23 protein-coding genes are annotated in these 25,880 nt (G+C 74.6%); 11 read left to right on the forward strand and 12 right to left on the reverse strand.

What is annotated here, in order from left to right:
• Window positions 1-40: 40 nt before the first annotated feature.
• The 3 genes from ACFT41_RS11730 to ACFT41_RS11740 all read right to left on the reverse strand — a co-directional run bounded on the left by ACFT41_RS11730 (window position 41) and on the right by ACFT41_RS11740 (window position 2,922).
• Window positions 41-1,456: a chitinase gene (locus tag ACFT41_RS11730; RefSeq protein ID WP_377587661.1), complete on the reverse strand. Its 1,416-nt coding sequence runs from the start codon at window positions 1,454-1,456 to the stop codon at window positions 41-43.
• A gap of 62 nt (window positions 1,457-1,518) precedes the next feature.
• A complete protein-coding gene (locus ACFT41_RS11735) occupies window positions 1,519-2,412 on the reverse strand; it encodes a YidC/Oxa1 family membrane protein insertase (RefSeq protein WP_377587660.1) in 894 nt (297 codons plus the stop codon).
• Between the two features lie 210 nt (window positions 2,413-2,622).
• A complete protein-coding gene (locus ACFT41_RS11740) occupies window positions 2,623-2,922 on the reverse strand; it encodes a DUF6412 domain-containing protein (protein ID WP_377613808.1) in 300 nt (99 codons plus the stop codon).
• A 211-nt stretch (window positions 2,923-3,133) separates the two neighbouring features.
• On the opposite strand from ACFT41_RS11740, the gene ACFT41_RS11745 reads away from it, so the two are divergent.
• The 3 genes from ACFT41_RS11745 to ACFT41_RS11755 all read left to right on the forward strand — a co-directional run bounded on the left by ACFT41_RS11745 (window position 3,134) and on the right by ACFT41_RS11755 (window position 6,979).
• The gene (locus ACFT41_RS11745) at window positions 3,134-3,940 is read left to right on the forward strand and encodes a glutamate-cysteine ligase family protein (RefSeq protein WP_377587627.1); all 807 of its coding nucleotides are present in this window, start codon (window positions 3,134-3,136) and stop codon (window positions 3,938-3,940) included.
• Window positions 3,941-4,006: 66 nt separating this feature from the next.
• A complete protein-coding gene (locus ACFT41_RS11750) occupies window positions 4,007-5,380 on the forward strand; it encodes an FAD-dependent oxidoreductase (RefSeq protein WP_377587628.1) in 1,374 nt (457 codons plus the stop codon).
• Between the two features lie 177 nt (window positions 5,381-5,557).
• Window positions 5,558-6,979 (forward strand): WGR domain-containing protein, encoded by a 1,422-nt coding sequence (locus ACFT41_RS11755; protein WP_377587629.1) that lies wholly within the window; start codon window positions 5,558-5,560, stop codon window positions 6,977-6,979.
• 62 nt (window positions 6,980-7,041) lie between these two features.
• Here the strand turns inward: ACFT41_RS11755 and ACFT41_RS11760 are convergent, their stop codons facing one another.
• Window positions 7,042-7,818 carry an alpha/beta fold hydrolase gene (locus tag ACFT41_RS11760; protein WP_377613809.1) on the reverse strand — a complete coding sequence of 259 codons (777 nt, stop codon included), beginning with the start codon at window positions 7,816-7,818 and terminating at the stop codon, window positions 7,042-7,044.
• A gap of 106 nt (window positions 7,819-7,924) precedes the next feature.
• On the opposite strand from ACFT41_RS11760, the gene ACFT41_RS11765 reads away from it, so the two are divergent.
• Window positions 7,925-8,830 (forward strand): aminoglycoside phosphotransferase family protein, encoded by a 906-nt coding sequence (locus ACFT41_RS11765; protein WP_377587631.1) that lies wholly within the window; start codon window positions 7,925-7,927, stop codon window positions 8,828-8,830.
• Window positions 8,831-8,848: 18 nt separating this feature from the next.
• Here ACFT41_RS11765 and ACFT41_RS11770 read toward each other — a convergent pair whose 3' ends face one another.
• The gene (locus ACFT41_RS11770; RefSeq protein ID WP_377587632.1) at window positions 8,849-9,697 is read right to left on the reverse strand and encodes an Fpg/Nei family DNA glycosylase; all 849 of its coding nucleotides are present in this window, start codon (window positions 9,695-9,697) and stop codon (window positions 8,849-8,851) included.
• A gap of 259 nt (window positions 9,698-9,956) precedes the next feature.
• Between ACFT41_RS11770 and ACFT41_RS11775 the strand changes: the two genes are divergently transcribed.
• The 6 genes from ACFT41_RS11775 (at window position 9,957) to rocD (ending at window position 16,165) form a co-directional block, all read left to right on the forward strand.
• Complete coding sequence (locus tag ACFT41_RS11775) at window positions 9,957-10,334, forward strand: SCP2 sterol-binding domain-containing protein (RefSeq protein WP_377587633.1); 378 nt, start codon at window positions 9,957-9,959, stop codon at window positions 10,332-10,334.
• The gene (locus ACFT41_RS11780; protein ID WP_377587634.1) at window positions 10,327-12,414 is read left to right on the forward strand and encodes a glycogen debranching N-terminal domain-containing protein; all 2,088 of its coding nucleotides are present in this window, start codon (window positions 10,327-10,329) and stop codon (window positions 12,412-12,414) included. The genes ACFT41_RS11775 and ACFT41_RS11780 overlap by 8 nt, the downstream gene beginning before the upstream one ends.
• A gap of 9 nt (window positions 12,415-12,423) precedes the next feature.
• A complete protein-coding gene (locus ACFT41_RS11785) occupies window positions 12,424-13,047 on the forward strand; it encodes a cysteine hydrolase family protein (RefSeq protein WP_377587635.1) in 624 nt (207 codons plus the stop codon).
• Window positions 13,048-13,148: 101 nt separating this feature from the next.
• Window positions 13,149-13,826, forward strand: a complete 678-nt coding sequence (locus ACFT41_RS11790) for a hypothetical protein (protein ID WP_377587636.1) — start codon at window positions 13,149-13,151, stop codon at window positions 13,824-13,826.
• A 309-nt stretch (window positions 13,827-14,135) separates the two neighbouring features.
• Window positions 14,136-14,951 carry a dimethylargininase gene (ddaH, locus tag ACFT41_RS11795; RefSeq protein ID WP_377587637.1) on the forward strand — a complete coding sequence of 272 codons (816 nt, stop codon included), beginning with the start codon at window positions 14,136-14,138 and terminating at the stop codon, window positions 14,949-14,951.
• Window positions 14,951-16,165, forward strand: a complete 1,215-nt coding sequence (rocD, locus tag ACFT41_RS11800; RefSeq protein ID WP_377587657.1) for an ornithine--oxo-acid transaminase — start codon at window positions 14,951-14,953, stop codon at window positions 16,163-16,165. Before ddaH ends, rocD begins: the two co-directional genes overlap by 1 nt.
• A gap of 58 nt (window positions 16,166-16,223) precedes the next feature.
• On the opposite strand, the gene ACFT41_RS11805 is transcribed toward rocD, so the two are convergent.
• Together ACFT41_RS11805 and ACFT41_RS11810 are read right to left on the reverse strand one after the other, a co-directional pair.
• Window positions 16,224-17,375, reverse strand: coding sequence for an FHA domain-containing protein (locus ACFT41_RS11805; RefSeq protein ID WP_377587638.1), 1,152 nt, complete (start codon window positions 17,373-17,375; stop codon window positions 16,224-16,226).
• Complete coding sequence (locus tag ACFT41_RS11810; protein ID WP_377587639.1) at window positions 17,372-17,665, reverse strand: 4a-hydroxytetrahydrobiopterin dehydratase; 294 nt, start codon at window positions 17,663-17,665, stop codon at window positions 17,372-17,374. The genes ACFT41_RS11805 and ACFT41_RS11810 overlap by 4 nt, the downstream gene beginning before the upstream one ends.
• A gap of 161 nt (window positions 17,666-17,826) precedes the next feature.
• On the opposite strand from ACFT41_RS11810, the gene ACFT41_RS11815 reads away from it, so the two are divergent.
• Window positions 17,827-18,609 (forward strand): hypothetical protein, encoded by a 783-nt coding sequence (locus tag ACFT41_RS11815; RefSeq protein WP_377587640.1) that lies wholly within the window; start codon window positions 17,827-17,829, stop codon window positions 18,607-18,609.
• A gap of 69 nt (window positions 18,610-18,678) precedes the next feature.
• On the opposite strand, the gene ACFT41_RS11820 is transcribed toward ACFT41_RS11815, so the two are convergent.
• From ACFT41_RS11820 to ACFT41_RS11840, 5 genes are all read right to left on the reverse strand, one after another.
• Entirely contained in the window at window positions 18,679-19,725 is a 1,047-nt protein-coding gene (locus ACFT41_RS11820) for a fatty acid desaturase family protein (RefSeq protein WP_377587641.1), read from the reverse strand.
• Between the two features lie 155 nt (window positions 19,726-19,880).
• Window positions 19,881-23,567: an SCO7613 C-terminal domain-containing membrane protein gene (locus tag ACFT41_RS11825; protein ID WP_377587642.1), complete on the reverse strand. Its 3,687-nt coding sequence runs from the start codon at window positions 23,565-23,567 to the stop codon at window positions 19,881-19,883.
• A 47-nt stretch (window positions 23,568-23,614) separates the two neighbouring features.
• Window positions 23,615-23,935, reverse strand: coding sequence for a divalent-cation tolerance protein CutA (gene cutA / locus ACFT41_RS11830; protein ID WP_377587643.1), 321 nt, complete (start codon window positions 23,933-23,935; stop codon window positions 23,615-23,617).
• A 9-nt stretch (window positions 23,936-23,944) separates the two neighbouring features.
• Window positions 23,945-24,961: a 1-acyl-sn-glycerol-3-phosphate acyltransferase gene (locus ACFT41_RS11835; RefSeq protein ID WP_377587644.1), complete on the reverse strand. Its 1,017-nt coding sequence runs from the start codon at window positions 24,959-24,961 to the stop codon at window positions 23,945-23,947.
• A complete protein-coding gene (locus tag ACFT41_RS11840; protein ID WP_377587645.1) occupies window positions 24,961-25,794 on the reverse strand; it encodes a patatin-like phospholipase family protein in 834 nt (277 codons plus the stop codon). Before ACFT41_RS11840 ends, ACFT41_RS11835 begins: the two co-directional genes overlap by 1 nt.
• Window positions 25,795-25,880: the final 86 nt, after the last annotated feature.

The raw sequence follows: 25,880 nt of genomic DNA on the forward strand, positions 1-25,880 counted from the left end.
CCAGGGACCGGGGATGGGGGTGGGGTGGGGGGGTGGCGGGTCAGGGCAGGGTGGCGAGGTGCGGCTTGACGGTGCGGGCGAAGCCGTTGCCGTTGCTGACGTCCCAGTTGATCGACCAGGTCATCGCGCCCCGGATGCCCGGGTAGGTGCGCGGCGGGCGGAAGCTGCCGCAGTTGGTGCCCTTGGCCAGGCAGTCGAGGGCGGCGTTGACGACGCTCGGGGCGACGATGCCGCCACCGGCCGCGCCGGGCCCGGCGGGCAGGCCGAGGCCGACCTGGTCGGGGCGCAGCCCGGCCTCCAGTTGGATGCAGGCGAGCGCGACGATGAAGTTGACGCTGCCCTGGGGGTAGGCGGCGTTCTGGTCGCAGCCGAGCATCGCCCCCGAGTTGTAGAACTGGGTGTTGACGACGGTGAGGATGTCCCGGATGTCGAGGGCCAGCTTGAAGTAGCCGCCGGCCGGCGACTGCATGTCGATGGTCTGCGGCGCCATCGCGATGATCAGGGACGGGCCGGCCTTGGCCCGCAGGGCGCGCAGCGCCTGCGCCATGTACGTCGGGTTGAGCCCGTTCTCCAGGTCGATGTCGACGCCGTCGAAGCCGTACCGCCGCAGCAGCGCGTACGTGCTGTCGGCGAACGCGGTGGCCGACGCCGCGTCGTTCACGGCGACCCGGCCGGTCTCGCCGCCGACGGAGAGGATCACCTTCCTGCCGCGCGAGCGCAGCGCCTGCACGTCGGCGGTGAAGTCGGCGTCGGAGTAGCCGCCGAGGGCGGCCGACAGGCCGGGGTCGACGGCGAAGGTGACCGCCCCGGGCGTCGCGGTGGCCTCGGCGAAGGCGACCGCGACCACGTCGTACTCGGCGGGTACGTCGCGCAGCCGCAGCTCGACGGCCGGGTTGTCGAAGTTGTGCCAGTAGCCGGTGAGCAGGTGCTTCGGCAGGTCACCGGTGGGCGGGGCGGTGGTGGGCGGGGGCGTCGTGGCCGGCGGGGTGGTGGCCGGCGGGGTCGTCGGGGGTGCGGTGGTGGGCGGCGTGGTGCTGCCGGTCGGGGTCGGGGTGGGGCCGCCGCCGCACGGGGCGCCGTTGAGCTGGCAGTCGGTCGGGCTGCCGGAGCCGGTGGCGAGGAAGCCGAACGAGGTGCTCGCGCCCGGGGCGAGGGTGCCGTTCCAGGACCGGTTGGTGAAGGTGTGCCGCTGGCCGGAGGAGGTCAGCAGGGCATCCCAGTAGCTGCCGAGGGTGGCGCCGGCCGGCAGGTCGAAGGTGACCGCCCAGCCGGCGAGGGTGGTGGTCCCGCCGTTGGTGATCGTGTACTTGCCCTCCCAGCCGGTGCCCCAGTCGGCGGTCTTGACGAAGCTCGCGGTGGCCCCGGCAGCGAACGCCGGCACGGCCGCCCAAGCCGCCCCGACGGTCGCCGCCAGCGCGGTCACCAGGGTCAAAATCAGTGATCGGGTACGCCGCATGCAGCCCTCCACGCCCGGACGGCATTCACATCCGTCAACGTTGGCGCTTATTATTAGGACTGTTAACTGTTCTTGTCCAGGGGCTGACCGGTCCAGACCTGCGGGCGGCGCAGCACCGCCTGCTCGAGGGCCGTCCACGCCGTCGTGGTGACCAGGTAGAGCACCGCCGCCAGCGGCACCACCAGCGCCACCACCACGGTCAGGTACGGCAGCAGCGGCAGCACCCGGCCGAGAACGGCCGACACCGACCCGTCGACCGCCGTGCCGGCAGAGCCGGTGCCGCCGACCGGGATGCCGGTGCCGCCGCGGCTGGCCCGGGTGCCGGTGCCGCCGATCGGGTCGACGCCGCCGGTCGTGCCGGTACCGGTGCCGCCGGCCATGGCGGTGCCGGCCGCCGCCGCGCGCCGGGCCCGCCGCGACGACCACCAGGCCAGCGCCACCAGCGCCGCCAGCAGCACCCCGAACAGCGGGCCGGCCGCCCCGGCCAGCCCGTCGGAGAGGTGCCAGCCCAGCGGCACCCCGGCCAGCCGCTCGTCCAGCAGCCCGGCACCACCGTCGCCCGTGCCGCCGTTGCCGGTGCTGCCCTCGCCGGTGCTGAACAGCCGGTACATCACCAGGAAGAACGGGGCCTGGAGCAGCGCCGGCAGGCAGCCCGCGACGGGGCTCGCCCCGGCCGACCGGTACAGCCCGAACAGCTCACCCTGGAGCCGGGCGGGGTCGTCGGCGTACCGGCGTTGCAGGTCACGGACCTGTGGAGCGAGGGCCGCGCGGCGCCGCTCCCCACGGACCTGGGCCAGGGTGAGCGGTGAGACCAGCAGGCGGACGGCGATCGTGAACAGGACGATGGCGGCGGCCGTGGCGGCACCGCCGGTCAGCGGGTGCAGCGTGCCGGCGAGCCAGGTGACGGTGTCGGCGGCGACGCCGACGGCGGCGTGCAGCGGTGCGAAGGCGAGCATGGGTGACCCCTCGGTCCGGTTTCCGGTGGTGTCCGGCCGGCCCGTGGCGGGCTCGGCGGACGGACGACTGTCCGTGGTCTCCGACCGGCCCGGGAACGGGCGCGGCGGGATGGACGACGGCGGAACCGGCCGGGCGGCGACACGGGACGACGGGCTGCCGCCCCGGCCCACCCGGTGGGCGGGGTTGGGGCGGACGCCGTCCGGGGAGCGCTACCCGGCCGAGGGAACCAGGCCCGGTGCGCGGGGGCGGGGGCGACCGGCGGCGTCGGGGTCGACCTGCCGGGGTACGCCCCGGCGGCGGGCGCGTTCGCGCAGGCCCACGCCCCGGCCGGCGCCCCGCCTCGGCGGGCCGGCTGCCGCCGAGGGACGCCCCGCGAGCAGCACGGTGAGCAGCACGGCGACGGCGACGGCCGCCCCGGCGAGCAGCTCGGCGGGGCGGTCCGCGAGCAGGGTCAGGTGGGTGAGCGCGTACGCCCACGTCCCTGTCACCGCCAGCAGCAGCCCCGTCACGCCGGCCAGGGTAGGCGACGCCGTCCACCGCCCGAAGGAAGGGCCCCTTATTGACACCTTCGGTGAGAATGGTTCTCTTCTATACCGAAAGCGTTAATAGGTGGCCCTTCCTTGCACGCGACACGCGGGCCGGGCGTTTCCCCGCGTCGGCACGGTGGGTAATGCGGCGTCAACGTCGCGGCGCGGTGCCGTGGCCGGCACGGGACGGACGGTGAGGGCGATGAGCGGGTCAGTGGTCGAGCGGGAACGGGACGCCGCCCAGGGCGGGACCGACCGGCTCACCGTCGGCGTGGAGGAGGAGTTCCTGCTCGTCGACCCGCACACCGGCACCGCCGTGCCGGCCGTCGACCTGGTCATGGAGCAGGTGCCGGCGGAGCTGCGCGGGCAGGTCCAACGCGAGTTCCAGACCAGCCAGATCGAGATCGGCAGCCCGCCGGGGCTGGAGCTGTCCTCGATCCGGCACTCCCTCGGGGTGCTGCGTCGGGCGCTGGCCGGCGCTGCCGAGCGGGCCGGCGTACGGGTGCTGGCCATCGGCACCGGCCCGGTCGACGGCCCCGTTCCGCCGGTGGTCGACAAGCCCCGCTTCGACCGCATGATCGAACGGTTCCGGCTGCTGGTGCCCGGCCCCGGCAACAACGGCATGTCGGTGGCCCCGACGCCGTACCTGGAGTCGCGCGAGCACTACGAGCGGCTGATCCGGCAGCTCATCGCCAGCGGGGTGATGCTCGACGAGGGGATGCTCTACTGGTATGCCCGGCTGTCGGCGAAGTATCCGACGGTGGAGCTGCGCATCGGCGATGTCTGCCCCTCGGTGGACGACGCGGTGCTGATCGCCGCCCTCCTGGTCGAGCGGCTCGCCCCCGCGCTGGAGCGGCACGGCGACCTGGCCGAGGTGACCGACCGGCTGGGCGGGCTGCGCCGGCACGGCACGGGGGCGGCGCGGCAGCGGGCCGTCTTCGCCCGCACCGGGAGCCTGGTCGACGTGGTGCGGGACGTGGCCCGGCAGACCCGTGGCTGAGCGCGGCGGCCGGTCCCCTCGCCGGGATGCGCCCGGGGCCGGGCGTGGCATGTCACGATGTCTGTCGTGGCGCAACGGCTGATCGTCGTCGGCGGGGACGCCGCCGGCATGGCGGCGGCCTCCCAGGCGCGCCGTCGCCGCGACCGCGCCGACCTGGAGATCGTGGCGTTCGAGCGGGGGCACTTCACGTCGTACTCGGCATGCGGCATCCCGTACTGGATCAGCGGGGTGGTCGCGGAGCGGGACCACCTCATCGCCCGCGACCCGGCGACCTTCCGCGCCGACTTCGACATCGACATCCGGCTGCGGCACGAGGTCACCGCCATCGACCTGGGCCGCCGGGAGGTCGTCGCCCGCGACCTCGACGGCGGCGGCGAGGTCCGCGAGCGCTTCGACGACCTGGTATACGCCGCCGGCGCGGTGCCGAAGCGGCCCGACTGGGCCGACCCGGCCGTGCGCGGCGTCTTCGGCGTGCAGACCCTCGACGATGCCGCAGCGCTTCGCGAGTGGCTGGACGCCGAGCCCGCGCCCCGCCGCGCGGTGGTGGTCGGCGGCGGCTACATCGGGGTGGAGATGGCCGAGTCGCTGATGCAGCGCGGGCTGTCGGTCACCCTCGTCGAGCAGGCCGACCAGCCGATGTCGACCGTCGACGCCGACATGGCGGCGCTGGTCGCCGACGCGATGCGCCGGGTCGGCATCGACATCCGTACCGGAATCGAGGTGACCGGGGTCGACGAGCGTGCCGGGCGGGTGGCTGCGGTGGTCACCGCCGCCGGGCCGCTGCCGGCCGACGTCGTGGTCCTGGGCCTGGGGGTACGCCCCAACACCGCCCTCGCCGAGGCCGCCGGCCTGCCGCTCGGCCCCGCCGGGGGGATCCGGGTGGACCGGCGGATGCGGGTGCCCGGGGTGCCGGGGGTGTGGGCGGCCGGCGACTGCGTGGAGACCCTGCACCGGGTCAGCGGGCTGCCCGTGCACGTGCCGCTGGGCACCCACGCCAACAAACAGGGCCGGGTCGCCGGGATCAACCTCGGCGGCGGGTACGCCACCTTCCCGGGCATCATCGGCACGGCCGTGACGAAGGTCTGTGAACTGGAGGTGGGGCGCACCGGCCTGCGCGAGCACGACGCCGCCGCGAGCGGCTTCGAGTTCGTCTCGGTCCGCACCGAGTCGACGAACCGGGCCGGCTACTACCCGGGGGCGCGGACGATGACGGTGAAGCTGATCGCCGAGCGGTCCAGCGGGCGGCTGCTCGGGGCGCAGATCGTCGGCTGGTCGGAGGCGGCGAAGCGGATCGACACGCTGGCCGTGGCGCTGTGGAACGAGATGACGGTGGACGAGATGACCGCCCTGGACCTCGGCTACGCCCCGCCGTACGCGCCGGTGTGGGACCCGGTGCTGATCGCGGCCCGCAAGGCGGTCGACGCCCTGCACCGGGGGTAGGTGCAAGGAGGGGCGCCTTGTTAACGCTTTCTGTATAGGAAGGGCCCCCTCCTAACACCGCTGGGCGCAACGGCGGCACTGGGCGCAACGGCGGCGAATCTGTCGGGGGGCGCGGTTAGCGTGTGGGCGCAGTCGCGGCGCCGCCTCCGGCGCACTTCCCCCTCGAAAGGCATCACCATGTCGCAGGAGACGACCTACCTCGAACTGTCCGAAGTGGACGGTGCGGCGCACAAGTTCTACGAGGTGGTGGTGGACGACACCGCCCTGACCGTGCGCTACGGCCGGATCGGCGACCAGGGCCAGGTGAAGACCACGGCCTACCCGGACAACGCCCGCGCCCGCGCCGCCGCCGCGAAGAAGATCGGCGAGAAGGTCCGCAAGGGGTACGCCCCGGCGGTGCCCGGCGTCCGCCAGAAGCGGCCCGTGTCGCGGCGGCAGATCGTCAGCACCCGCTCGACGGCCCGCACCGCCCCGGTGCTGTGGCGGTACGCCTCGGGCGCGCCCGCGTTCGGCATCTTCGTCGACGGGCAGCACTGCATGGTCGGCAACGAGCACGGCGTGATCACCACCCTCGGCCACGACGCCCGGGTGCTGGACCAGGTCCGCCTGCCCGACGGGGTGAAGTGCATCGTCGCCGACGACGCCTGGATCTACGCGGGCTGCGACGACGGCAACGTCTACGACCTGTCCGGCAAGGTGCCCCGGGTCGCGTACGCGATCGCCCCCGACATCGACATCTACTGGCTGGACATCCACGACGGGGTGCTGGGCGTCTCCGACGCCGACGGCGGGATCGCCGCGATCGACCACGAGGACGAGTTCCTCTGGCGGCGGCCGGGGCGCGGCCGGTCCGCGTGGATGGTCCGCTGCGACGCCGACGCGCTCTACCACGGCCACTCGCAGGGGGTCACCGGCTACGACTGGCGCACCGGGCGGGAGCTGTGGCACACCCGCACCGGTTCGGTGCTGTTCGGCTGGCAGGAGCGCGACGCCGTCTTCGCCGGCACCGGCACCCGCGAGGTGGTGCGGCTGCGCAAGGACGGGCGCGCCGAGCAGACGTACCGCTGCGACGCCCCGGTCTTCTCGTGCGCCACCGCCGAGGACGGCCGGTACGTCTTCGCCGGCGACAACCAGTCCTCGATCTACTGCTTCGACGCGGCCGGCAACCGGCTGTGGAAGCTCGGCACCGGCTGCGGCTCGGCCTACTCGATGCAATACCACGACGACCGGCTCTACCTGGTCACCACCAGCGGATACCTGGCCTGCGTCGACGCCAGCGAGCCGGCGATCCGGGCCGCCGAGGCGGGCACCGTGCCGGAGGTGGTGGACGTCAAGGCCCCCGCCCGGCAGCCCGAGCCGGCGGCGTGGACGGCCGTGGAGGTGGTCACCGACGACCGGGACGGCGTGGTGGTGCAGTGCGTCGACGACGGCGGCCGGCTGCGCGTCCACGTGCTCTCCGAGGGCTACCACCGCGACTGGTCGGTGCAGTTCCCCAAGGGCATCCGCGAGCCGGGCGCGCGCTACCTGGTCACCGAGGTCCGCCAGGCCGACCGGGGCGGCTTCTACCGGGCGTACGGCGACATCCGCCGGCTGCGCTGAGCGCCCCGCCCCGCCCCGCCGTCGGCCGGCGGTGTGCGGCACCGCTGCCGGCCGACCCCGGATCACCCGGGGATCAGCTCGTCGGGCAGCGGGGCACCGGCGACCCTGGAGCGGATCATGGCCGAGAACAGCTCTGGGTTCTCACCGTTCCACGCGTGGCCGACCCCCGGCGCCAGGCACGCCTGGGCGTGCGGGAACGTCGAGGCGATCACGTTCTGGGAGCGCTTCGTGAGATCGTGCTCCTTCTCCCCGGCCACCGCCAGGACCGGGCAACGCGAGGACGTGGCCTGGTCGGGAAGCCGGAAGTCGAGGGCCTCGCTGCTGACCCTACGGAACGCCTGCCGACTCGTCGTACGCGCGGCCGCCTGGTAGCCGTCGAGATCCTCAGCCGGGACGTTGAGCGCGCGGGCGTTCGCCCGTAGCACAGGGCCCCACCCCATCACGGGCGCGATCAGCGCACCCATGAGCCGGAGCCGACCGGGATGGGGCAACGGCAGCACGTTCACCCCGCTCACGATCGCACCCAGCACCACCTCGGGCGTGGTGGCGGCGACGAGCGCACCGACGTAGCCGCCGAGCGACAGTCCGACCACGTACGCCCTGCCGTCCGTGGTCCGCGCACTGATCATCTCGGCCACGAGACGGGCGGTCTCCGGGATCGACTTCCACGGGAGGGCGTTGCTCCGCCCGTGGCCAGGCAGGTCGGGAACCAGCAGACGCAGTTCGCCGGAGAGGGCGGAGAGCTGCTTCGTCCACATCCAACCGGTGGTGCCCACGCCGTGCAGCAGGACCACAGGCGGTCCATCCGCAGTGCCCGCCTCATGTACGAACATCGTCATACCGATCATGGTGGCACGGCCACGGCGGTTGGCCAGGTCGTCCGCCTGGCTCGGGTCGCCCGCGAACGGTGGTAGGGCCGGTCGCGGGCTGACCGAGAATGGTCCGATGGAGACGGATCTGGAGATCCCCGAGCGGCTGGGCTGGGTGCGGCGGGGGCCCGCCGGGCGAGCCTGGCTGGCGGCGCTGCCGGACCGCCTGGCGGAGTGCGTGCAGCAGTGGGCGCTGCGGGTCACCGGCCCACCCTTCCCGTACGCGTTCGCCTCGCTGGCGCTGCCGGCCGAGCTGCCCGACGGCACCCGGGCGGTGCTCAAGCTCCAGTTTCCCGACGCCGACAGCGCGCACGAGGCCACGGCCCTGACGTGCTGGGCCGGCGACGGGGCGGCCCGGCTGCTCGCGCACGATGCGGACCGGCGGGCGCTGCTGGTGGAGCGCTGCGACCCGGGCACGCAGCTGCACGCCCTCGGTCAGGACGGAGCGCCGGAGGTGGCGCTGGACGAGGCGCTGGACGTCGTCGCCGGGTTGCTGCCCCGGCTCTGGCGGCCTGCCGGGGCACCGTTCACCCCGCTGGCCGAGGAGGCCGCAGGCTGGGCGGAGCGGCTGCCGGCGCGGTGGGCGCGGCTCGGCCGGCCGTTCGAGCGCCGGCTGCTCGACGCCGCGCTCAGCCGGCTCGCCGAACTGGTCGACACGCAGGGCGATCAGGTGCTGGTCAACCAGGACCTGCACGCCGGCAACATCCTGCGGGCCACTCGCGAACCGTGGCTGGTGATCGACCCGAAGCCGCTGGCCGGGGAGCGCGAGTTCGGCGTGGTGGCCATCGTCCGGGGTCCGGAGCTGGGCCACTCGCCGGCGGCGGTGCGGCAACGGCTGGACCGGCTCACCGGCGAGCTGGGCCTGGACCGGGAGCGGGTGCTGGGCTGGGCGATCGGGCACACGCTTGCCTGGAGCATGACCGAGGACGCGGTGTTCACCAACCAGGTCGAGGTGGCCCGCTGGCTGCTCGACCTCGCCTGAGTCGCTATCGGGGCTGGCCTAGCGGGGCTGGCAGCTGGGGCACCAGTAGAGGTTGCGGCCGGCCAGCTCGCCCCGGCGCACCTCGTCGCCGCAGACATGGCAGGGCTGGCCGGGGCGACGGTAGACGTACACCTCCCCGCCGTGCCGGTCCACCCGGGGCGCGCGGCCGGTGACCTCCGGCAGGTGCGCGTCGCGGACGGTGTCGATCCGGCCCACCTCCACGGCCCGGGTCATCAGGTCCACCAGGTCCGCCCACAGCTCCCGCCACCGCGCCGGGGTCAGCTCCCGGCCGGGCAGCAGCGGCGACAGTCCCGCCCGGAACAGCGCCTCCGTGACGAAGATCAGGCCGGTGCCGGCCACCACCGACTGGTCGAGCAGCAGCGCCGCGAGCGGGGTCGGGCTGCGGGAGATCCGGGCGTACGCGCGGGCCGGGTCTGCGTCGGCACGCAGCGGGTCGGGGCCGAGCCGGTCACGCAGCGCCGCCACCTCGGGCGGGGTGAGCAGCTCGCAGGCGTTCGGGCCGCGCAGGTCCAGCCAGTGCGCGGTGTCCGACGCCTCCGACCCGGGGCGCCCATGGGGACCGTCGGTGGTCAGCCGCAGCCGCACCTGGCCGACGGGCGGCGGGGGCTCGCCCGAACCGTCGGCGAACCTGCCGTACAGGCCGAGGTGCACGTGCAGGGTCAGCCCGCCCGCGTGGTGGTGCAGCAGGTGTTTCCCGTAGGCCTCGGTGCCCTCCAGGACGGTGCCGGAGAGCAGGGCCGCACCCTCGGCGAAGCGGCCCTGCGGGCTGGCGGCCCGCACCCTCTCGCCAGCGAACAGCTCGGCGTGTCGGGCGGCGAGGCGGTGGATGGTGTGTCCCTCTGGCACGGCCGCCAAGCATAGACAGCAGCGGCTTGGGCGGCTCGACGTGTGCCTCCGCCCTGCCCCGCCCTCTGCCCGGCCCGGTGATCAAGAGATTTGCGTCATCGTAGAGATCAACTCTGACGTTTTTCTCTTGATCACCGGGGCGGGGACGTAGCCGAGTTGCCGTCGCTCGCCGCGCGATCTTCGTGGGCACCTCACCCGGAGCGGGTGACGCCGGCTCACCCGCCCGGCGGGGATCGTGCCGACGAGGAGGGTGCCACGGATGAGCGACGCGACCCAGAAGTTCTTCCAGGACCTGCACCACCGCGAACACGACCGGCGGCTGCGGATCGCCAGCGGCAGTGTGCGCTTCGACATCGGCGACGGCGACCAGCAGCAGCACTGGCTCGTCCGGATGCACGACGGCACGGTCAGCGTCGCCGCGCAGGCGACGGGGGGCGATGCCGTGGTACGAACGGACCGGGCCACCTTCAACCGCATCGCGTCGGGAGAGGCGTACTTCCTCACGGCCGTTCTGCGGGGCGAGGCGACCGTCGAGGGGAGCCCCCGGCTCTTCGCCCTCGTCCGTCGACTCTTCCCCGCGCCGCCGGAGACGGCGAACGCCGCCGTACCTGGGCGGGGAGGAACGGCCCATGGATAGCGGCCAGACCCGGATCCTGGACGGAACCACCTTCCTGGTCTCCACCCGCTCGGGCGACATCGAGCCGGCGCTGGACTGCCCGACCGGGCTCTTCGCCCACGACACGCGCATCCTGTCGAGGTGGCTGCTGACGGTGAACGGCCAGAAGCTGAGCACCCTGTCCATCAACGACGTGCACTACTTCGAGAACCAGTTCTATCTCGTCCCGGGTACCCAGCAGGTCTACGTGAACAGCACGATTTCGGTCGTGCGGGAACAGTCGCTCAACAGTGGGCTCCACGAGAACCTCACCGTCCTCAACCACAGTGGCCATCCGGCCGACGTGACCGTCCGGTTGGAGGCCGACGCCGACTTCGCCGACCTGTTCGAGGTCAAAGAGGCGACGGCCAAGAAGGGCCGGCACTACCGCCAGGTCGAGCATGACCGGCTGGTGCTCGGATACCGGCGGGAACGCTTCAGCCGGGAGACGATCGTCTCGGCGAGTGCCCCGGCCCGCTTCGACGAGCGCGGTGTCACCTTCCAGGTGCGTATCGCGCCCCACGCGCGGTGGGGCACCCACCTCACGGTCCTGCCCAGCCTGCCGATGCCGCAAGGGCTGGAACGGCTGGTCATTCCGGGCCGCGCCGCCGTCGTCGAACGCGACAAGGAGCAGGATCTCAGGGAGTGGATCCACCGGGCGCCTCGGGTCGACTCGGGCTGGGGTCCCCTCGTCGACACGTACCGGCAGAGCCTGGTCGATTTGGCGGCGCTGCGGTTCACCCCCTTCCTCGCCGAGGACAAGAGCCTCCCCGCCGCCGGGTTGCCCTGGTTCATGTGCCTCTTCGGTCGGGACAGCATCCTGACCAGCCTCCAGACGCTGCCCTTCGTACCGGAACTCGCGGCCACGACCATCGAGGTCCTGGCCTTTCGGCAGGGCAGCCGGATCGACCGGTTCCGGGAGGAGGAGCCCGGCCGGATCCTCCACGAGATGCGCTACGGCGAGTTGAGCGCGTTCGAGGAGACCCCACACAGCCCGTACTTCGGCACGGCCGACGCCACTCCTCTGTTCCTGGTCCTCCTCGACGAGTACGAACGGTGGACCGGCGACACCGCCCTCGTGCGGAAGGTCGAGGAGGAGGCCCGGGCCGCCTTGACATGGATCGACGAGTACGCCGATCTGATGGGCAACGGCTACATCTCGTACGAGCCGCGCAACCGCCGTTCCGGGCTGGAGAACCAGTGCTGGAAAGACTCGTGGGACGGCATCTCCTACCACGACGGGCGGCTGCCCGGGTTCCCCCGCGCCACCTGCGAGTTGCAGGGATACGCGTACGACGCGAAGGTGCGCACGGCGCGGCTCGCCCGGGACATCTGGGGGGACCCGGCGCTGGCCGAACGGCTGGAGCACGAGGCGGCCGAGCTGAAGCAGCGGTTCAACCGCGACTTCTGGCTCGACGACCGAGGATACTTCGCCATTGCCCTGGACGGCGACGGCAGCAAGGTGGACTCCCTCTCGTCCAACATCGGGCATCTGCTGTGGAGCGGCATCGTGGACGAGTCGAAGGCCGCCTCCCTGGTGGAGCACCTCTTCTCGCCGCGCATGTTCAGCGGTTGGGGCGTGCGGACCCTCGCCGAGGGCGAGGGCCGGTACAACCCCATCGGCTACCACGTGGGCACCGTCTGGCCGTTCGACAACTCCTTCATCGCCTGGGGGCTACGCCGGTACGGGTTCGCCGAGCAGGCGGCGCAACTCGCGGCCGGCATCCTGGACGCTGCGGCCCTGTTCCAGGGTCGGCTGCCGGAGGCGTTCGGCGGCTATCCCCGCGCGGAGACGAAGTATCCGGTGGACTACCCGACGGCCTGTAGTCCACAGGCATGGTCGGCGGGCGCGCCGCTACTGCTGTTGCGCACGTTGCTGGGCCTGGAGGCGGTGGGCGGCAACCTCGTGGTCAAGCCCGCCCTCCCCACCAACCTGGACTACGTCGCGCTGTTGGACATACCCGGGCGGTGGGGCCGGCTCGACGCCTTCGGCCGGGGCCCCGCCACCGGGCACGAGCACCATCATCAACTGTCGCCGACGCAGATTTCCGCCACCGAGTGAGGAGCACCGATGCGTGAGCTTGATCCCCGGCGCACCGCTGTGGTCAATATTCACTGGCAGCACGAGATCGTGTCTCCCGATGGCCTGTTCGGCCCGCTCTTCGCCGAGCAGGTCGCCCGCAACGACACCGCGACGCGGGCCGCGCAGGTGACCTCGGCCCTACGTGAACAGGGCGGCCTGGTGATCTACACCCGGACCGCGTACCGGCCGGGCCACCCCGAGCTGATCTCGAACACGCCGAGCTATCTCATGATCGGCGAACGGAAGGCCTTCCTCCGGGACGCGCCGGGCACCCGCATCATCGATGCGATGGCACCGGCGGCGAGCGACATCGTCATCGACCACACCCGGCTGACCGGGTTCTTCGGCACCGCCCTGGACAGCATCCTGCGAGCCAACGACATCGACACCCTGCTGATCACCGGCGTCGCCACGAATCTCTCCGTCATGGGCACCGCCTTCGACGCCATCAACTACGGCTACCGGATCGTGATGGTCGGAGACGCCTGCGCCGCCGCCACCGACGAGGTGCACCTGACCAGCCTCGAAACCCTCCGGTTTCTCACCGATGTGGCCGACGCGGGTGAGGTCGTGGACGCGCTGCGCGGCTCGGGCGCAGGCCCGAACGGGTGACGGTGGTGTCGGCGGAACGACGGCTGGGTACCTCGGAGTCGTTACCGCGTGGCTGCCCCCGGCCCTTCCGAGGCCCCACGCCCGACCAGGAGGAGACCAAGGTGAAGCTACCTTCGTTGACGCACCGCACCGAACCGGCGTACGAGGGCGACGGCGACGGGCGGATCGGCGGCTCCGGCGGGGCCACGACCCCGACCGCCACCGAGGCCCCGCGCCTGACCGACCACGAACCCCGACCCGCCGCGACCGGCGACACCACTGCGGGCCGCGCCTTTGAGCCCGACCGGGGCCGCCGGTCGGGATCTGTCGCGACGAGCCCGGATGCCACACGGCCGACGGCGGGGCCCGCCGGGGCAGGCCGGGATGCCGTGCTGCCGACGCCCCGAGCCGGGGTGGACAACCGGACGGAAGCCGACGCCCGGCCCGAGCCGCAGCCGGCCGCACCGGTCGGGCCGAAGCCGCGGGCCAGCCTGCTCGCCACCCTCGGCCTGGTCGTCGGCATCGCCGGGTTGGCCACCGTGCTGACCGGCGCACTCGCCGGCTACGGCATCGCGGTCGGCGCGCTGGGCGCGGTGCTGTCGGTGTTCGGCCTGCTCGCCACCCGCCGCCGACACGTCGCGGGCAAGACCGACGCGCTGCTGGGCATGGCCTTCGGCGTGGCCGCCGTGGTGCTCGGGGTGCTGGCGATGACCGGCCAGTTCGGCTGGCCCACCACCGACGGCGACTGGGTGCAGCGACTGCGCGAGTGGCTCGACTCACAGTTTGTCGATCGCCTCTGACGGGCACATCGGACCTCGCCGGCGGTGCGCCGTCCCGAAGCATGTCCGGGGTGGGGCGCGCCTCAGCCCGCCGACCTGGGCGTACCGGCCGGCGTCCTCGTTCCCGCCGCCGCCCGCCCTGCCCGACGAGGCGGGCGGCGATGGCACAACACATCGCCATGGAATTCCCCCGAGACGCAACGAATCGTCGGGGGACGCAACTTCCAGCGGTGGATGTCGTCACCTGACCCGCATACCGTTGGGCAACGGCGCCAGCCCGTGGGCCAAGGTGGCCGGGCGCGCCCGACCCCTGGGAGCAGGACAGTGCCGATGGACGCCACCAGCCAGCGCTTTCTGATGTGCCGGCCGACGTACTTCGCCGTCGACTACGCGATCAACCCGTGGATGGACCCCACCGCCCCCGTCGACGCCGAGCTGGCCGTCCGGCAGTGGGAGCGGCTGCGGCAGGTCTACCGCGAGCTGGGCCACGCCGTCGAGGAGATCGTGCCCCTTCCCGGCCTGCCCGACATGGTCTTCGCCGCCAACGGCGGCACCGTGATCGACGGCCACGCGATGTCCGTGCAGTTCCGCGACCCGCAGCGCGCCGACGAGGCACCCGCCTACCGGGCCTGGTTCTCCTCCGCCGGCTTCGAGCTGCACGACCCGAAGCACGTCAACGAGGGCGAGGGTGACATCCTGCTCGCCGGCGACGTGCTGCTGGCCGGCACCGGGTTCCGCACCGCCCACGCGTCGCACGCCCAGCTCCAGGAGGTCTTCGGCTACCCGGTGATCACCCTGCAACTGGTCGATCCCCGCTTCTACCACCTGGACACCGCGCTCACCGTGCTGGACGAGCGCACCGTGGCGTACCTGCCGGAGGCGTTCTCGCCCGGCAGCCGGGCCGCGCTGCGCCGCCTCTTCCCCGACGCGGTCCACGCCACCGCCGCCGACGCGGAGGTGCTCGGGCTCAACGCCGTCAGCGACGGCCGGCACGTGGTGCTGCCCGAGCAGGCCACCGGCCTGGCCGCGCGGCTGCGCGACCGGGGCTACGAGACCATCGGGGTCGACCTGTCCGAGCTGCGCAAGGCCGGCGGCGGACCGAAGTGCTGCACGTTGCGACTCCGTCAGGGAAAGGCGAGCAAGTGATCGTGGAAGACATGCTGCGGACGCCGGGCGCGGTCCGGGACGCCGAACGCCATACCGCGCACAACTACCACCCGCTGCCGGTGGTGGTCAGCTCCGCCGAGGGCGCCTGGGTCACCGACATCGACGGGCGGCGCTACCTGGACTGCCTCGCCGGATACTCGGCGCTCAACTTCGGCCACCGGCACCCGCGGCTGATCGCCGCCGCACACGCCCAGCTCGACCGGCTGACCCTCACCAGCCGGGCGTTCGTCCACGACCAGTTCGCCGACTTCTGCCGGGAGCTGGCCGAGCTGTGCGGCAAGGACATGGTCCTGCCGATGAACACCGGCGCGGAGGCCGTCGAGACCGGGATCAAGGTGGCCCGCAAGTGGGGCTACCGGGTCAAGGGCGTGCCGGCCGGGCAGGCGAACATCGTGGTGGCCGAGGGCAACTTCCACGGCCGTACGACCACCATCGTCAGCTTCTCCACCGACTCCGACGCGCGCGCCGACTTCGGGCCGTACACGCCGGGCTTCACCGTGGTCCCCTACGGCGACCTCGCGGCGCTGGAGGCGGCGATCGACGACGACACCGTGGCCGTGCTGCTGGAGCCGATCCAGGGCGAGCAGGGCGTCGTGGTGCCGCCGGCGGGCTACCTCCCGGGCGTACGCCGGGTCTGCACCGAGCGGAACGTGCTGTTCGTCGCCGACGAGATCCAGTCCGGCCTGGGCCGCACCGGGGCGACGTTCGCCTGCGACCACGAGGACGTCGTGCCCGACCTGTACCTCCTCGGCAAGGCGCTGGGCGGCGGCATCGTGCCCGTCTCCGCGGTCGCCGCGAACGCCGACGTGCTCGGGGTGCTCCAGCCCGGCCAGCACGGCTCGACGTTCGGCGGCAACCCGCTGGCCTGCGCGGTGGCCACCGAGGTCGTCCGGCTGCTGGCCACCGGCGAGTTCCAGCGCCGCTCGGCGGAGCTGGGCGAGCGGCTGCACGCCGGCCTGCGCGCGCTGATCGGCCAGGGCCTCGTCGCCGTGCGGGGCCGAGGGCTCTGGGCCGGCCTCGACATCGACCCGGCGCTGATGACCGGCCGGCAGGCATGCGAGCGGCTGATGGAACGGGGCGTGCTGGCCAAGGACACCCACGGCTCCACGATCCGGCTGGCTCCGCCGCTGGTGATCACCCCCGAGGAGATCGACCACGCGGTCGCCCAGCTCGCCGCCGTGCTGGCCGACTGACCGTACGACGCCGGGCGGGCGTCGGGCCACGGCCCGGCACCCGCCCGGCGCACCCGGCTCAGGGCCGGGGCAGGCGCATCGCCATTGTCGGGGCCTCGGCCATCACCGAGGCGGGAGTGAACGGCGCGCCCGACGGCAGCTCGTCGGCGCGGCCGAGCTGCACCCCCGGGTACAGCTCGACCATGTCACCGGCGGAGAGCACCCGGGACTGCTGCGGCTTCAGCGCGATCCGGTCCGGCTCCGCCATGGAGCCACCGGGGCGGATCCCCGACCCGTTGGTGCTCACGTCGGTCACGATCACCTCACCAATTCTGAGCTCGAAGCGGACGTGGCCGCGGCTGATCCAGCGCCGCGCCTCGTCGTTGAGCCACTGGCCGAGCACGATCCCGCCCTGTTGCTCCGGCGCGCGCCCGACCAGCACCGGCTGCTCCTCGGTGAGCACGAACCGGCGGCGGATCAGCCCGCCGATGCGCACGGCCAGCACCTCCGTACGCGGCCGGGGCCCGGCGTCGCCGAGCCGCGCGCCGTGTCGCGGGCAGGTCGGCACGCCGCCGCGCAGGGTGGGTGGCGGCTGCCCGGCCGGGGCCCGCTCCACCCGGGCCAGGTCGGCGAACGCGCCGCCGCCCCCGCCGCCGCCGAACAGGGCACAGCCCGGCTCGGGGCAGCGCCACTGCCGGGCGAGCAGCTTCTCCCCCGTCGCCGAGCGGGTGCCGGCGACCGGCACGTTGCCGCCGCCGACGTGGGCGATGAACACCGGCCCGCCCGCACCGGGCACCGGGGCGAGCACCCGGCCGGGCTGCTCGACGGTCCACGGGAACCGGCCGCGCAGGCCGTCGAAGCGGGCCCGGCTGAGCACCGGCAGCCCCAGCAGGTCGGCGACCTCCAGCATCCGGTCGCCCGGGTGGTCGAGCACCTCCACCAGGCCGTCGTCGGCCCAGCGGCGCACCACCATCCGCTCGTTGGAGGTGAGGTCGGCGTCGGAGAGCAGGGCCCGGTGCACGATCGCGTACACCGGGACGCTGTCCTCCTCCAGGTCGCGGGCGAGCGCGTCGATCACCATGCCGAGCCGGAGCAGGTTAGCCGGCCGGCCGCCGTCGAGGTCCTGGTAGCGGATCACCTCGGCCAGGTCGAGGACGGCCCGCGCCAGCGACGGGTCGGTGCAGACCCGACCCTCGATGGCGTCGAGCACCTTGCTGATCTCGAATCTCATCGGGCACTCCGGACGATGTCGTCGATGCGCCGCGCCAGCTCCAGGTCCCGGTGGGTGACCCCGCCGGCCGAGTGGGTGACGCAGCGGAAGGTGAGGGTCCGCCACCGGATGTCGATGTCGGGGTGATGGTCGAGCTCCTCGGCCACCTCGGCGACCCGGTCGACCACCGCGACGGCCGCCGGGAAGCTGCCCAGCTCGGCGGTGCGGCTGATCCCGGTCGGGTCCCCCGTCCAGCCGGCCAGCCCGCCCAGCCCGTCTCGCACCGCCTCGGCGGTGAGCACGTCTGCCATGGCCAGACCCTACCGCCAGGGGACCGACCGGGCCGGTTGGACGTGCACCGGCATCGACGCCCGCCTGTCGGTGCCGGCCGCTAGGCTGAGCACCGACTCGGGTCGACGGAGGCGGCTTGCGCCCGGCCGGCCCACCTCAACCTGGCGAGGAGCGCGTGTTGATGAAACTCCGACGGCTGGCGACCACGGGGGTCGCGTACGTCGCCGTCCTCGGCCTCGCGGTGACCGGTTGCGGCAGCCCGGCCACGACCGACGCCCCGGCGGCGAACGGCGGCGCCGCGAGCGCGGCCCCGGCGGGCGCGACCACCGCGGATCCGGCCGACGAGCTGCGGGCCGCCGTGCTCAGGCTCAACGAGGAGAGCATGCGGATCCACGTCCGCTCGACGGGGTTCAGCGGGACGGGGTTGTCCGACCCGAAGGTGCCGGCCATGGACATGACGATGGAGCTGGGCGCGCTCGGTGAAAACTGCGTCCTGATGATCGGCAGGGACGCGTACGTCAAGATGAGTGGCCAGCTCGGCGCGGTGACCGGCGGGTCCGGGAAGTGGCTGCACCTGGACACCCGCAACCTCGGCTCGGGCGGGCAGCTCGGGCTGATGCCCGCCGACGACCCGGTGGGCGTCAGGAAGATGCTCGACGCCGTCGTCGAGGTACGGCGCACCGGGCCGGGCTCCTTCGCGGGCACCCTCGACTACTCGAAGAGCATGGCCAACAGCAAGACCCTGGCGGATCTGGGCGACAAGGCCAAGGCCGTGCCGTTCACCGCCGCCGTCGACGGGCAGGGGCGGTTGACGAAGCTGGAGGTCGACACCACGGTGGTCAGCCCGACGCTGGGCCGGATGAGCGTCACCTACTCCGACTGGGGCACGCCCGTGTCCGTGTCCAGGCCACCGGCCAGCCAGGTCGTCGAGGCGCCGACGGGGCTGACCGGCGCCGGCGGCTGACCGAGGCTCCCGGACCGAGCCGGGGCGGGCGTGCTGTCGCGGCCCGCCCCGGTCGGTACGCGTGCCCGGTCAGCCCCGCAGCGGCCGGCCCACCTCGTGCAGGTGGGCCAGCGCCTGCCGGTACGACTCGACCAGCCCGGTCTCCGCGTACGGCACCCCCCGCTCGGCGCAGTACGCCCGCACGATCGGCTGGGCCCGGCGCAGGTTGCCCCGGGGCATGTTCGGGAACAGGTGGTGCTCGATCTGGTAGTTGAGCCCGCCCAGCGCGACGTCGACGAACCAGCCGCCCCGCACGTTGCGCGAGGTGAGCACCTGCTTGCGCAGGAAGTCGAGGTCCTCGTCGGCCGTCGGCATCGGCATGCCCTTGTGGTTCGGGGCGAACGCGCAGCCCATGTAGAGGCCCCACAGCCCCTGGTGCACGGCGATGAACGCCAACGCCTTGACCGGCGGGAGCACCGCGAACAGCAGGCCGAGGTAGCCGGCCGCGTGCAGCGCGAGCAGCAGCCCCTCGACGGCCCGGTGCCGCACCGGGGTGGCGTACCGGCCGTCGGGGGTGCGCCCGAGCAGCGCCCGCACGCTCGCCACGTGCAGGGCAAACCCCTCCAGCAGCAGCATCGGGAAGAACAGCCACGCCTGCCGCCGGGCCAGCCGGCGGCCGATGCCCCGGGTCGCGGCGGCCTGCTCGTACGACCAGACCAGCGCCCCGGCCCCGACGTCCGGGTCCTCGTCGTGGTGGTTGGGGTTGGCGTGGTGCCGGTTGTGCTTGTCCACCCACCAGCCGTAGCTGAGCCCGACGGCCAGGTTGCCGGCGAGCAACCCGGCGGCCTCGCTCGCCGCGCGGCGGCGGAACATCTGCCGGTGGCCGGCGTCGTGCCCGAGGAACGCCACCTGGGTGGTGGCCACGGCCAGGCCGGCTGCCACCAGCAGTTGCCACCACGAGTCGCCGACCAGCGGCACCGCCACCCAGCCGGCGACGAAGGCCGCCAGAGTCAGTGCGATCCGGGCGGCGTATCCGGCGGGCCGGCGGTCGAGCAGGCCCGCCCCGCTGATCCGACGGGACAGTTGGGCATAGTCGCTGCCTCGCCGGGCCGGCAGGTCCGCTGTCGCTGCAAGCATGATCTGAGCTCCCCGCACTTCGGCACCAGGGCCACGCCGGACGGCGTGCCCTGTGCCGAGTCTCTCGGCAACAGTAGCCGTGGGTAACCCGGTCAGCACCAGCTTCCCAGGTGGGGTCCTCCCTACCCCGTCACTCGTCTCCCACCGCCCCGCCATCAGCTCATCCGTCCCACCGCCGCCCGGAACCGGGCCAGGTCGCGCCGACGTCGCTCGTATGTCGCGGCCAGCCCGATCAGGGCCAGGCCACCGGCCGCCAGGAAGATCCACCGGGGCAGCAGGTCCCAGCCGCGGACCAGCTCGTGCAGCGCGAGCAGGACCAGGGTGACACCGCCGAGCAGCACCGGAGCCTGCCAGCGGCGGGCCGCGCCGGCCAGCACCACGGCCAGCGCGCCGGCCCCGAGCAGCAGCCGCCGCCAGGGCTGCGGGTCCGGCGCGAACAGCACCGACACCCCGCTGGGCAGCAGCCCGGCGGCCAGCCCCGGCCCGAGCGCGAGCCAGCTGTTCAGGCCCGGCCGGGTGCGCAGCGCCACCGCGCCGGCGGCCAGGGCCAGGCCCGCCGCCGGCAGGGTGTACGCCTCCAGCAGCACTACCCCGCCGGCGCCCAGCAGCAGCCAGGCACCGAGCAGTTCGCTGCCCCCGGCGACGCCCGCGAACGCCCAGCGCCACCCGACCGGCTCGCCCCGGCGCAGCAGCCGCAGCCCCACGGCGGCCCCCCAGAGCACGCAGACCGCGGCGGCGTACCGGGGCGACCCGGCGGCCAGCAGCACCGCGAGCAGGGCCACGGCCTGGGCGGCGACGTCGAGCACCCGGCCCCTGAGCCGGTCGACGCCGGCCGGGAGGGCGGCGGCGGCCAGCACCAGCACCGCCACCGCCAGGACGGCGAACGAGGCCGTACGCAGCGGCAGGCTCGCCGCCAGCGCGGCGGTGACCGCGAACCCGGCCGCCGACCCGACCGCCACCAGCACGCCGGCCAGCCGGGCCGCGCCCGTCCGGCCCGCGACGGCGGCCACCACGCCGGCCACCACCAGCGCCCCGAGGCCGGCGAGGGTGCCGGCCCGGGTGGCGAGCAGCCCGCCCAGCCCGGCCGCCGTGGCCACCAGCCCCACCGGCACGGTGACTCCGAGGAGCAGCGGCCGGGGCCGGACCAGGGCGGCGGCCAGCAGGGCGGCCACCCCGGTGAGCAGGAGGACCCCCGACACCACCGGCCAGGGCGCGCCGGCGGCGGCGAGCAGCACCGGTACCGCCGCCGCGGCGAACGGCAGCGCCGGCAGCGCCGCGTCGGCCCACCCCGCTGCCCGGGGCGGCTGCCCGCCGGCCGGGTCGGCCGCCGACCGGCCGGGTGCGCGGCCCGCCAGCGCGGCGGCCAGGGTCAGCACGAGCAGGGCCACGCCGGCCGGGGCGGCACCCGGGACCGGGACGCCGGTGGGCGCGCCCGACCACGGCGTGGACACCTCCCCGTACGGGGCGACGAGCACCCGCACGAGCACCGGGGCGGCGGCGAACAGCGCCACCGCGAGCAGCCCGAGGCCGCTGACCAGCGGCGCCCCTGTCGGCCGGGTGCCCGGCCCGGCGAGCACGGTCAGCAGAACCACCACCGCGGCATAGAGCGCCACCGGTTCGTCGACCCGTACGACCAGGGGGGCCAGCGCCACCAGCACGGACCCGGCGGCGAAGGCGACGGAGGCGTACCCGGTCAGCTCGGGCCACCGGCGGCGGACGGCGAGCAGCGCGACCAGCGGCAGCCCGACGGCGGCCAGGGCGGCCCGCGCCTGCCACCAGGGCGACGCCCCGGCGGCGAAGAGCGCCACGGTGACCGCCGCCGGCACCGCCAGCAGCGCGGCGGCCAGGGCGGCCCCGGCGACGCCCCGCCGGACGCCGCCGTCCCGTCGGCCCAGGGCGGCGACGGCCAGCCCGAGCGGCACGACCGCGCCGAGCAGGGCCGCCTCCCCGTCCGGGGAGGCCAGGCCGGCCAGGAGCGCGTGCCCGACCAGCGCCGCGCCGGCAACCGCCGCCGCCAGCACACCCCACCAGGGCCGGGCCCGGGTGACGGCGAACAGCAGCAGGCCCGCGCCGACGACCAGCCCGGCGGCCAGCACCGCCGGCCACGGCACCGGCCCGACGCCCGGCAGGGCGAGGGTGGCGAACGCGACCGCGACCACCCCGATGACCGGCCACGCCACCCGGGGCAGCAGTGCCGCCAGGGCGACCGCCGCCAGCGCCACGGCGACCGGGACCTGCCACCCCCAGGGCAGGTGCGGGCCCGCGCCGACACCCGACCAGGGCGGCAGCACCCGACCCACCGCGACCGCGCCGAGCAGCACGGCGAGCAGTGCGCCGACCTGCGCCGCCCCGGCGGCCACCACCAGGGCCCCGGCCCTCGGCCCGGTGCCGACCCGGCGGGGCAGCGCCCGGACCGCCCCGGCCAGCGCCAGCGCGACGAGGGCCGTGGCCACCGTCAGCAGCCCCGAGCGCAGCTCCGCCACCGGGCGCAGCAGCGCGAGGCCGAGCACCGGGACCAGCGCCCCGGCCGCCGCGGCCCGGAACCACCGGCCGCCGGCGACCAGCGCCGCGCCGAGCAGGGCCAGGGCGACCAGCAGCAGGGGCCCGCCGGCCAGCAGCGGCGACCCGGCCGCCCGGCCCACGGCGAGCGGCACCAGCGCGCAGCCCGCCGCGACGAGGAGCGCGCCGGCGTACCCGAGCCAGGCCAGCACCCGGCCGGCGGCGGGGGCCGACCCCCCGGCGGCCCCCGCCCCGACCTGCGACCCCCCGACCTGCGACCCCCCGGCCGCAGCCGAGGCCGCCGCCGACGCCTGGATCGGCGCCCCCGGCGGAGTGGGGGTCGGCGTCGGCACCGGAGCCCGGCCACGGTCGCGCAGGGCGGCGACCACGGCGAGGTTCAGCGCCGCGACGCCGACGAACACCACCGTCCAGCCGGCGGCCGACGGGTGGGCCGGGCCGGCCAGCAGCGGCAGCACCGGCTGCGCGGTGAACAGCGCCGCGAACCACGGCACCGTCAGCCGGGTCAGCCGGCCGTAGCCGGCCGCCAGCACCGCGCTGACCCCCCCGACCAGCGCGGCGTAGCGGGCCCCGGACCAGCCGGTCACCCCGAACAGGTCCACCGACCAGGCGGCGTACCCGTCGAGCACCACCAGCAGCAGCCCCACGGCGGCGAACGTCTCCGCCGTGCCGCGCAGCCCGCGCCGCGCCGCGATCGGCGGGACGGCCAGGGCGAGCGCGGTGAACGCGAGCAGGATCAGCGCGCGTCCGGCGACGCCCACCGTGGCCCAGGCGACCGCCGTGAAGACCACCGCCGCCGTGCCGAGCAGCAGACCGCCGAGCACGAAGAGCAGCCCCTGCACCGTCCGGGTGGAGGTCTCCGCCCCGCCGACCTGCGCCGGCCGCTGCGGTGGCACCGGGCCGGCCGGCGCGGAGGGCACCGGGCCGGGCACGCGCACCGGCGGGCCGGGCACCGGCAGCGCGGAACCGGGCACCGGCAGCGCCGGGCCGACCGACGGCACGGCAGTCGGCGGGACGAGGTGCGGCGAGACGACGGATGGCGGCACGGGAGCCGGCCCGGCCGGGTGCGGGGCGCCGACCGGGGTCGCCGCCCGGACCCGGACCGCCAGGTCCGCCCGGCGGGCCTGCGCGGACCGCACCGCCTCGGCCAGTTCGAGGTACGCCCGGCGGGCCTGCTCCGCCCGCCCGGCGAGCAGGACGATCTCCCGGTCGAGCCGGATCACCTCGGCGGCGGCCGGGTCGGGGGCCCGGCCGCAGCGCCGGCAGCCGACGCTCAGGTCGGCCGGGGCGCCGCACGCCGGGCAGGGGTAGCCACTCGTGTCCACCCGGCCATCATGGTGCCCTGGTCAAGCCCCACCCAGAGTGCGCGTACTCAGGGCCGGGTCTGCTCGTGCACCCAGGCCGTGTAGTCGGGGTTGCCGCTGTCCACCCGGGTCACCAGGACCTCCGGCACCTCGTACGGATGGCTGAGGCGGATATGGTCGACCAGCGCCGGGACCCGGTCCGGCGCGGTCTTGAACAGGACCGACCACTCGGTGGTCGTCTCCACCGCGGACCGCCACCAGTAGGTGCTGTCCACCTGGCCGCCCACCTGCGCACAGGCGGCCAGCCGACCGGCGACCGAGGCCGCCGCGAGCACGTCCGCGACCGAGCGGCTGTCCACCACGGTCGTCACCACGCTGATCTGCTCCACCAACGCACCCTACTCGCCGCCGTCGTGGTGCGCCGCGATCCATTCGTCGATGCGTGCCCACCAGTCGAACAGCCAGTCGATGCGCTCCTGCCGGCCGACGGGGATCTCCTCCGGCGGCACCGACCAGAACCGCATGATGATCCGCTTGTCCATCGGCAGCTCCCGCCACACGTCGGCGACGGTGAGCATCCGGTCGAGGCCGGTGTGCGCCACGAAGATCACCCCGGCGTCGGGGGCGGCGTCCAGCGCGGCGAGCAGCCCACCGGGCTGCGGGGCGAGCACGTGCCGCATCCGTTCCGCGCGCAGCGCCATCCGTTCCAGGCCGAGCGAACGCAGCCGGGCGATGGCGCGCAGCCGGCGGCGCGGGGTGAAGTTGCCCCCCTCGGGGAAGATCACGAAGGCGTCGTCGTCGTCCAGGCCGGTGGCGAGGTGGCCGATCTGCTCGGTCACCGACTCCCGCCGGCCGGACGCCGGGGCGAGGAACCGGCTGGGCAGCCGGTTGAGCAGCACGTCGATCGCCGGGTCCCACTGGAGGCTCTCCTTGAGCACGATCCGGGGCTCCCGGTGGAACCAGTTGACCAGCGCGTGGATCAGGATGAACGAGTCGCCCGGCCCGGCGTGCCGGCAGAGCACCAGCTCCGGGCGGCCGGGCAGCGCCGTGTCGGGGTCGGTGCCGACCACGTCGATGCGCAGCCGCAGCGTCCACCGGGCCTGCCAGAAGAACACCTGGAGGAAGTGGCCGGCGAGCACGTAGTGTGCCCGCTGGAACGGCGGCGTCCGCTTCCACACCCCGAAGCCGGAGGCCAGCCAGAGCACGAACAGGGCCAGCAGCGCCGCCGCGTCCCAGACCAGGTAGACGCAGCCGATCCAGAGCAGGCGCAGCGGTCGCAGCCGGCCGGGGACCAGCGGGGACAGCGCCAGGGCGGCGAGGGCCCAGGCCGGCAGCGTGGTCGCCACGGCCACCGCGAGCAGCACCACACCGGGCGCCAGCAGCAACCGGCGGACCCATCGGGGTGGCAGCGGCATCAGTGGTCCAGGTGGGTCGCCAGGTAGCGGCGGGAGGCGGTGTACGCGCGGCTGATCCGCCGGCCCACCGCCGCCATGTCCCGGTACGCCCACGGGCTGTCCTCGCGCGGGCCCGGCCCCCCGGTGGGCAGCACGTGCACCCGCACCCCGTCGGGCAGCGCCGCCATCTCCCGGGCGAACCGGTGCCGGCGGGCGATCTCGAACGCGACCTGGGCGATCTCCCAGGGCCGCCGGGGCGGCGTCAGCTCCCGTTCGATCCGGCCCACCTGGAGTACGAAGATCTCCCGCGCCCCGGCCTCGACCGCCGCGCCGATCGGGATGGAGTTGACGATCCCGCCGTCGATGAAGTGCTGGCCGTCGATCTCGGTGGGCGGCAGCAGCCCCGGCACCGAGGCGGAGGCGAGCACCGCCGGCACCAGCGGGCCGCTGTCGAACCAGTGCTCGGCGGCCCGCTCGATGTGCGCGGCGCAGCAGCGGAACGGCACCCGCAGGTCGGCGAAGGTCGTCTCCTCGCCCAACTCGGCCTCCAGCAGCCGGTGCAACGGCCGGGGCGAGTGCAGGTGGGTGCGGGCGGCGAAGCGGCGCAGCTGCCGGGCGACGGAGTCGCCATACACCTCGCTGGCCTCGGGGGACGCCCAGAGCCGGACCAGCCGGTCGGTGACCGCCTCGGTCGGGTCGGCCGCGACGAGCGCGCCGTTCACCGCCCCGATCGAGGTGCCGAGCACCAGGTCGGGGCGGACGTCGGCGCGGAACAGGGCGCGCAGCATGCCCACCTCGACCGCGCCGAGGACTCCCCCGCCGCCGAGCACGAACGCCACCGGACCGCTGACCATGTCGTTCATCCTGGCACGCGTGGTCACGCCGGCCGTCCGGTGCCCGGGCGCGCCCGTCCACGCGCCGGTCGGGTGAGACCGGACAG

It is taken from the genome of Micromonospora sp. NPDC057141, assembly GCF_042670805.1.
GTDB lineage: Bacteria > Actinomycetota > Actinomycetes > Mycobacteriales > Micromonosporaceae > Micromonospora.

Excerpts from the sequence above, each read along its gene's own strand:
- ACFT41_RS11730 (WP_377587661.1), bottom strand. The coding sequence starts at position 1,456 with ATGCGGCGTACCCGATCACTGATTTTGACCCTGGTGACCGCGCTGGCG.
- ACFT41_RS11735 (WP_377587660.1), bottom strand. The coding sequence starts at position 2,412 with ATGCTCGCCTTCGCACCGCTGCACGCCGCCGTCGGCGTCGCCGCCGAC.
- ACFT41_RS11755 (WP_377587629.1), top strand. The coding sequence starts at position 5,558 with ATGTCGCAGGAGACGACCTACCTCGAACTGTCCGAAGTGGACGGTGCG.
- ACFT41_RS11760 (WP_377613809.1), bottom strand. The coding sequence starts at position 7,818 with ATGACGATGTTCGTACATGAGGCGGGCACTGCGGATGGACCGCCTGTG.
- ACFT41_RS11765 (WP_377587631.1), top strand. The coding sequence starts at position 7,925 with ATGGAGACGGATCTGGAGATCCCCGAGCGGCTGGGCTGGGTGCGGCGG.
- ACFT41_RS11775 (WP_377587633.1), top strand. The coding sequence starts at position 9,957 with ATGAGCGACGCGACCCAGAAGTTCTTCCAGGACCTGCACCACCGCGAA.
- ACFT41_RS11780 (WP_377587634.1), top strand. The coding sequence starts at position 10,327 with ATGGATAGCGGCCAGACCCGGATCCTGGACGGAACCACCTTCCTGGTC.
- ACFT41_RS11785 (WP_377587635.1), top strand. The coding sequence starts at position 12,424 with ATGCGTGAGCTTGATCCCCGGCGCACCGCTGTGGTCAATATTCACTGG.
- ddaH (WP_377587637.1), top strand. The coding sequence starts at position 14,136 with ATGGACGCCACCAGCCAGCGCTTTCTGATGTGCCGGCCGACGTACTTC.
- ACFT41_RS11805 (WP_377587638.1), bottom strand. The coding sequence starts at position 17,375 with ATGAGATTCGAGATCAGCAAGGTGCTCGACGCCATCGAGGGTCGGGTC.
- ACFT41_RS11810 (WP_377587639.1), bottom strand. The coding sequence starts at position 17,665 with ATGGCAGACGTGCTCACCGCCGAGGCGGTGCGAGACGGGCTGGGCGGG.
- ACFT41_RS11815 (WP_377587640.1), top strand. The coding sequence starts at position 17,827 with ATGAAACTCCGACGGCTGGCGACCACGGGGGTCGCGTACGTCGCCGTC.
- ACFT41_RS11820 (WP_377587641.1), bottom strand. The coding sequence starts at position 19,725 with ATGCTTGCAGCGACAGCGGACCTGCCGGCCCGGCGAGGCAGCGACTAT.
- ACFT41_RS11835 (WP_377587644.1), bottom strand. The coding sequence starts at position 24,961 with ATGCCGCTGCCACCCCGATGGGTCCGCCGGTTGCTGCTGGCGCCCGGT.
- ACFT41_RS11840 (WP_377587645.1), bottom strand. The coding sequence starts at position 25,794 with ATGGTCAGCGGTCCGGTGGCGTTCGTGCTCGGCGGCGGGGGAGTCCTC.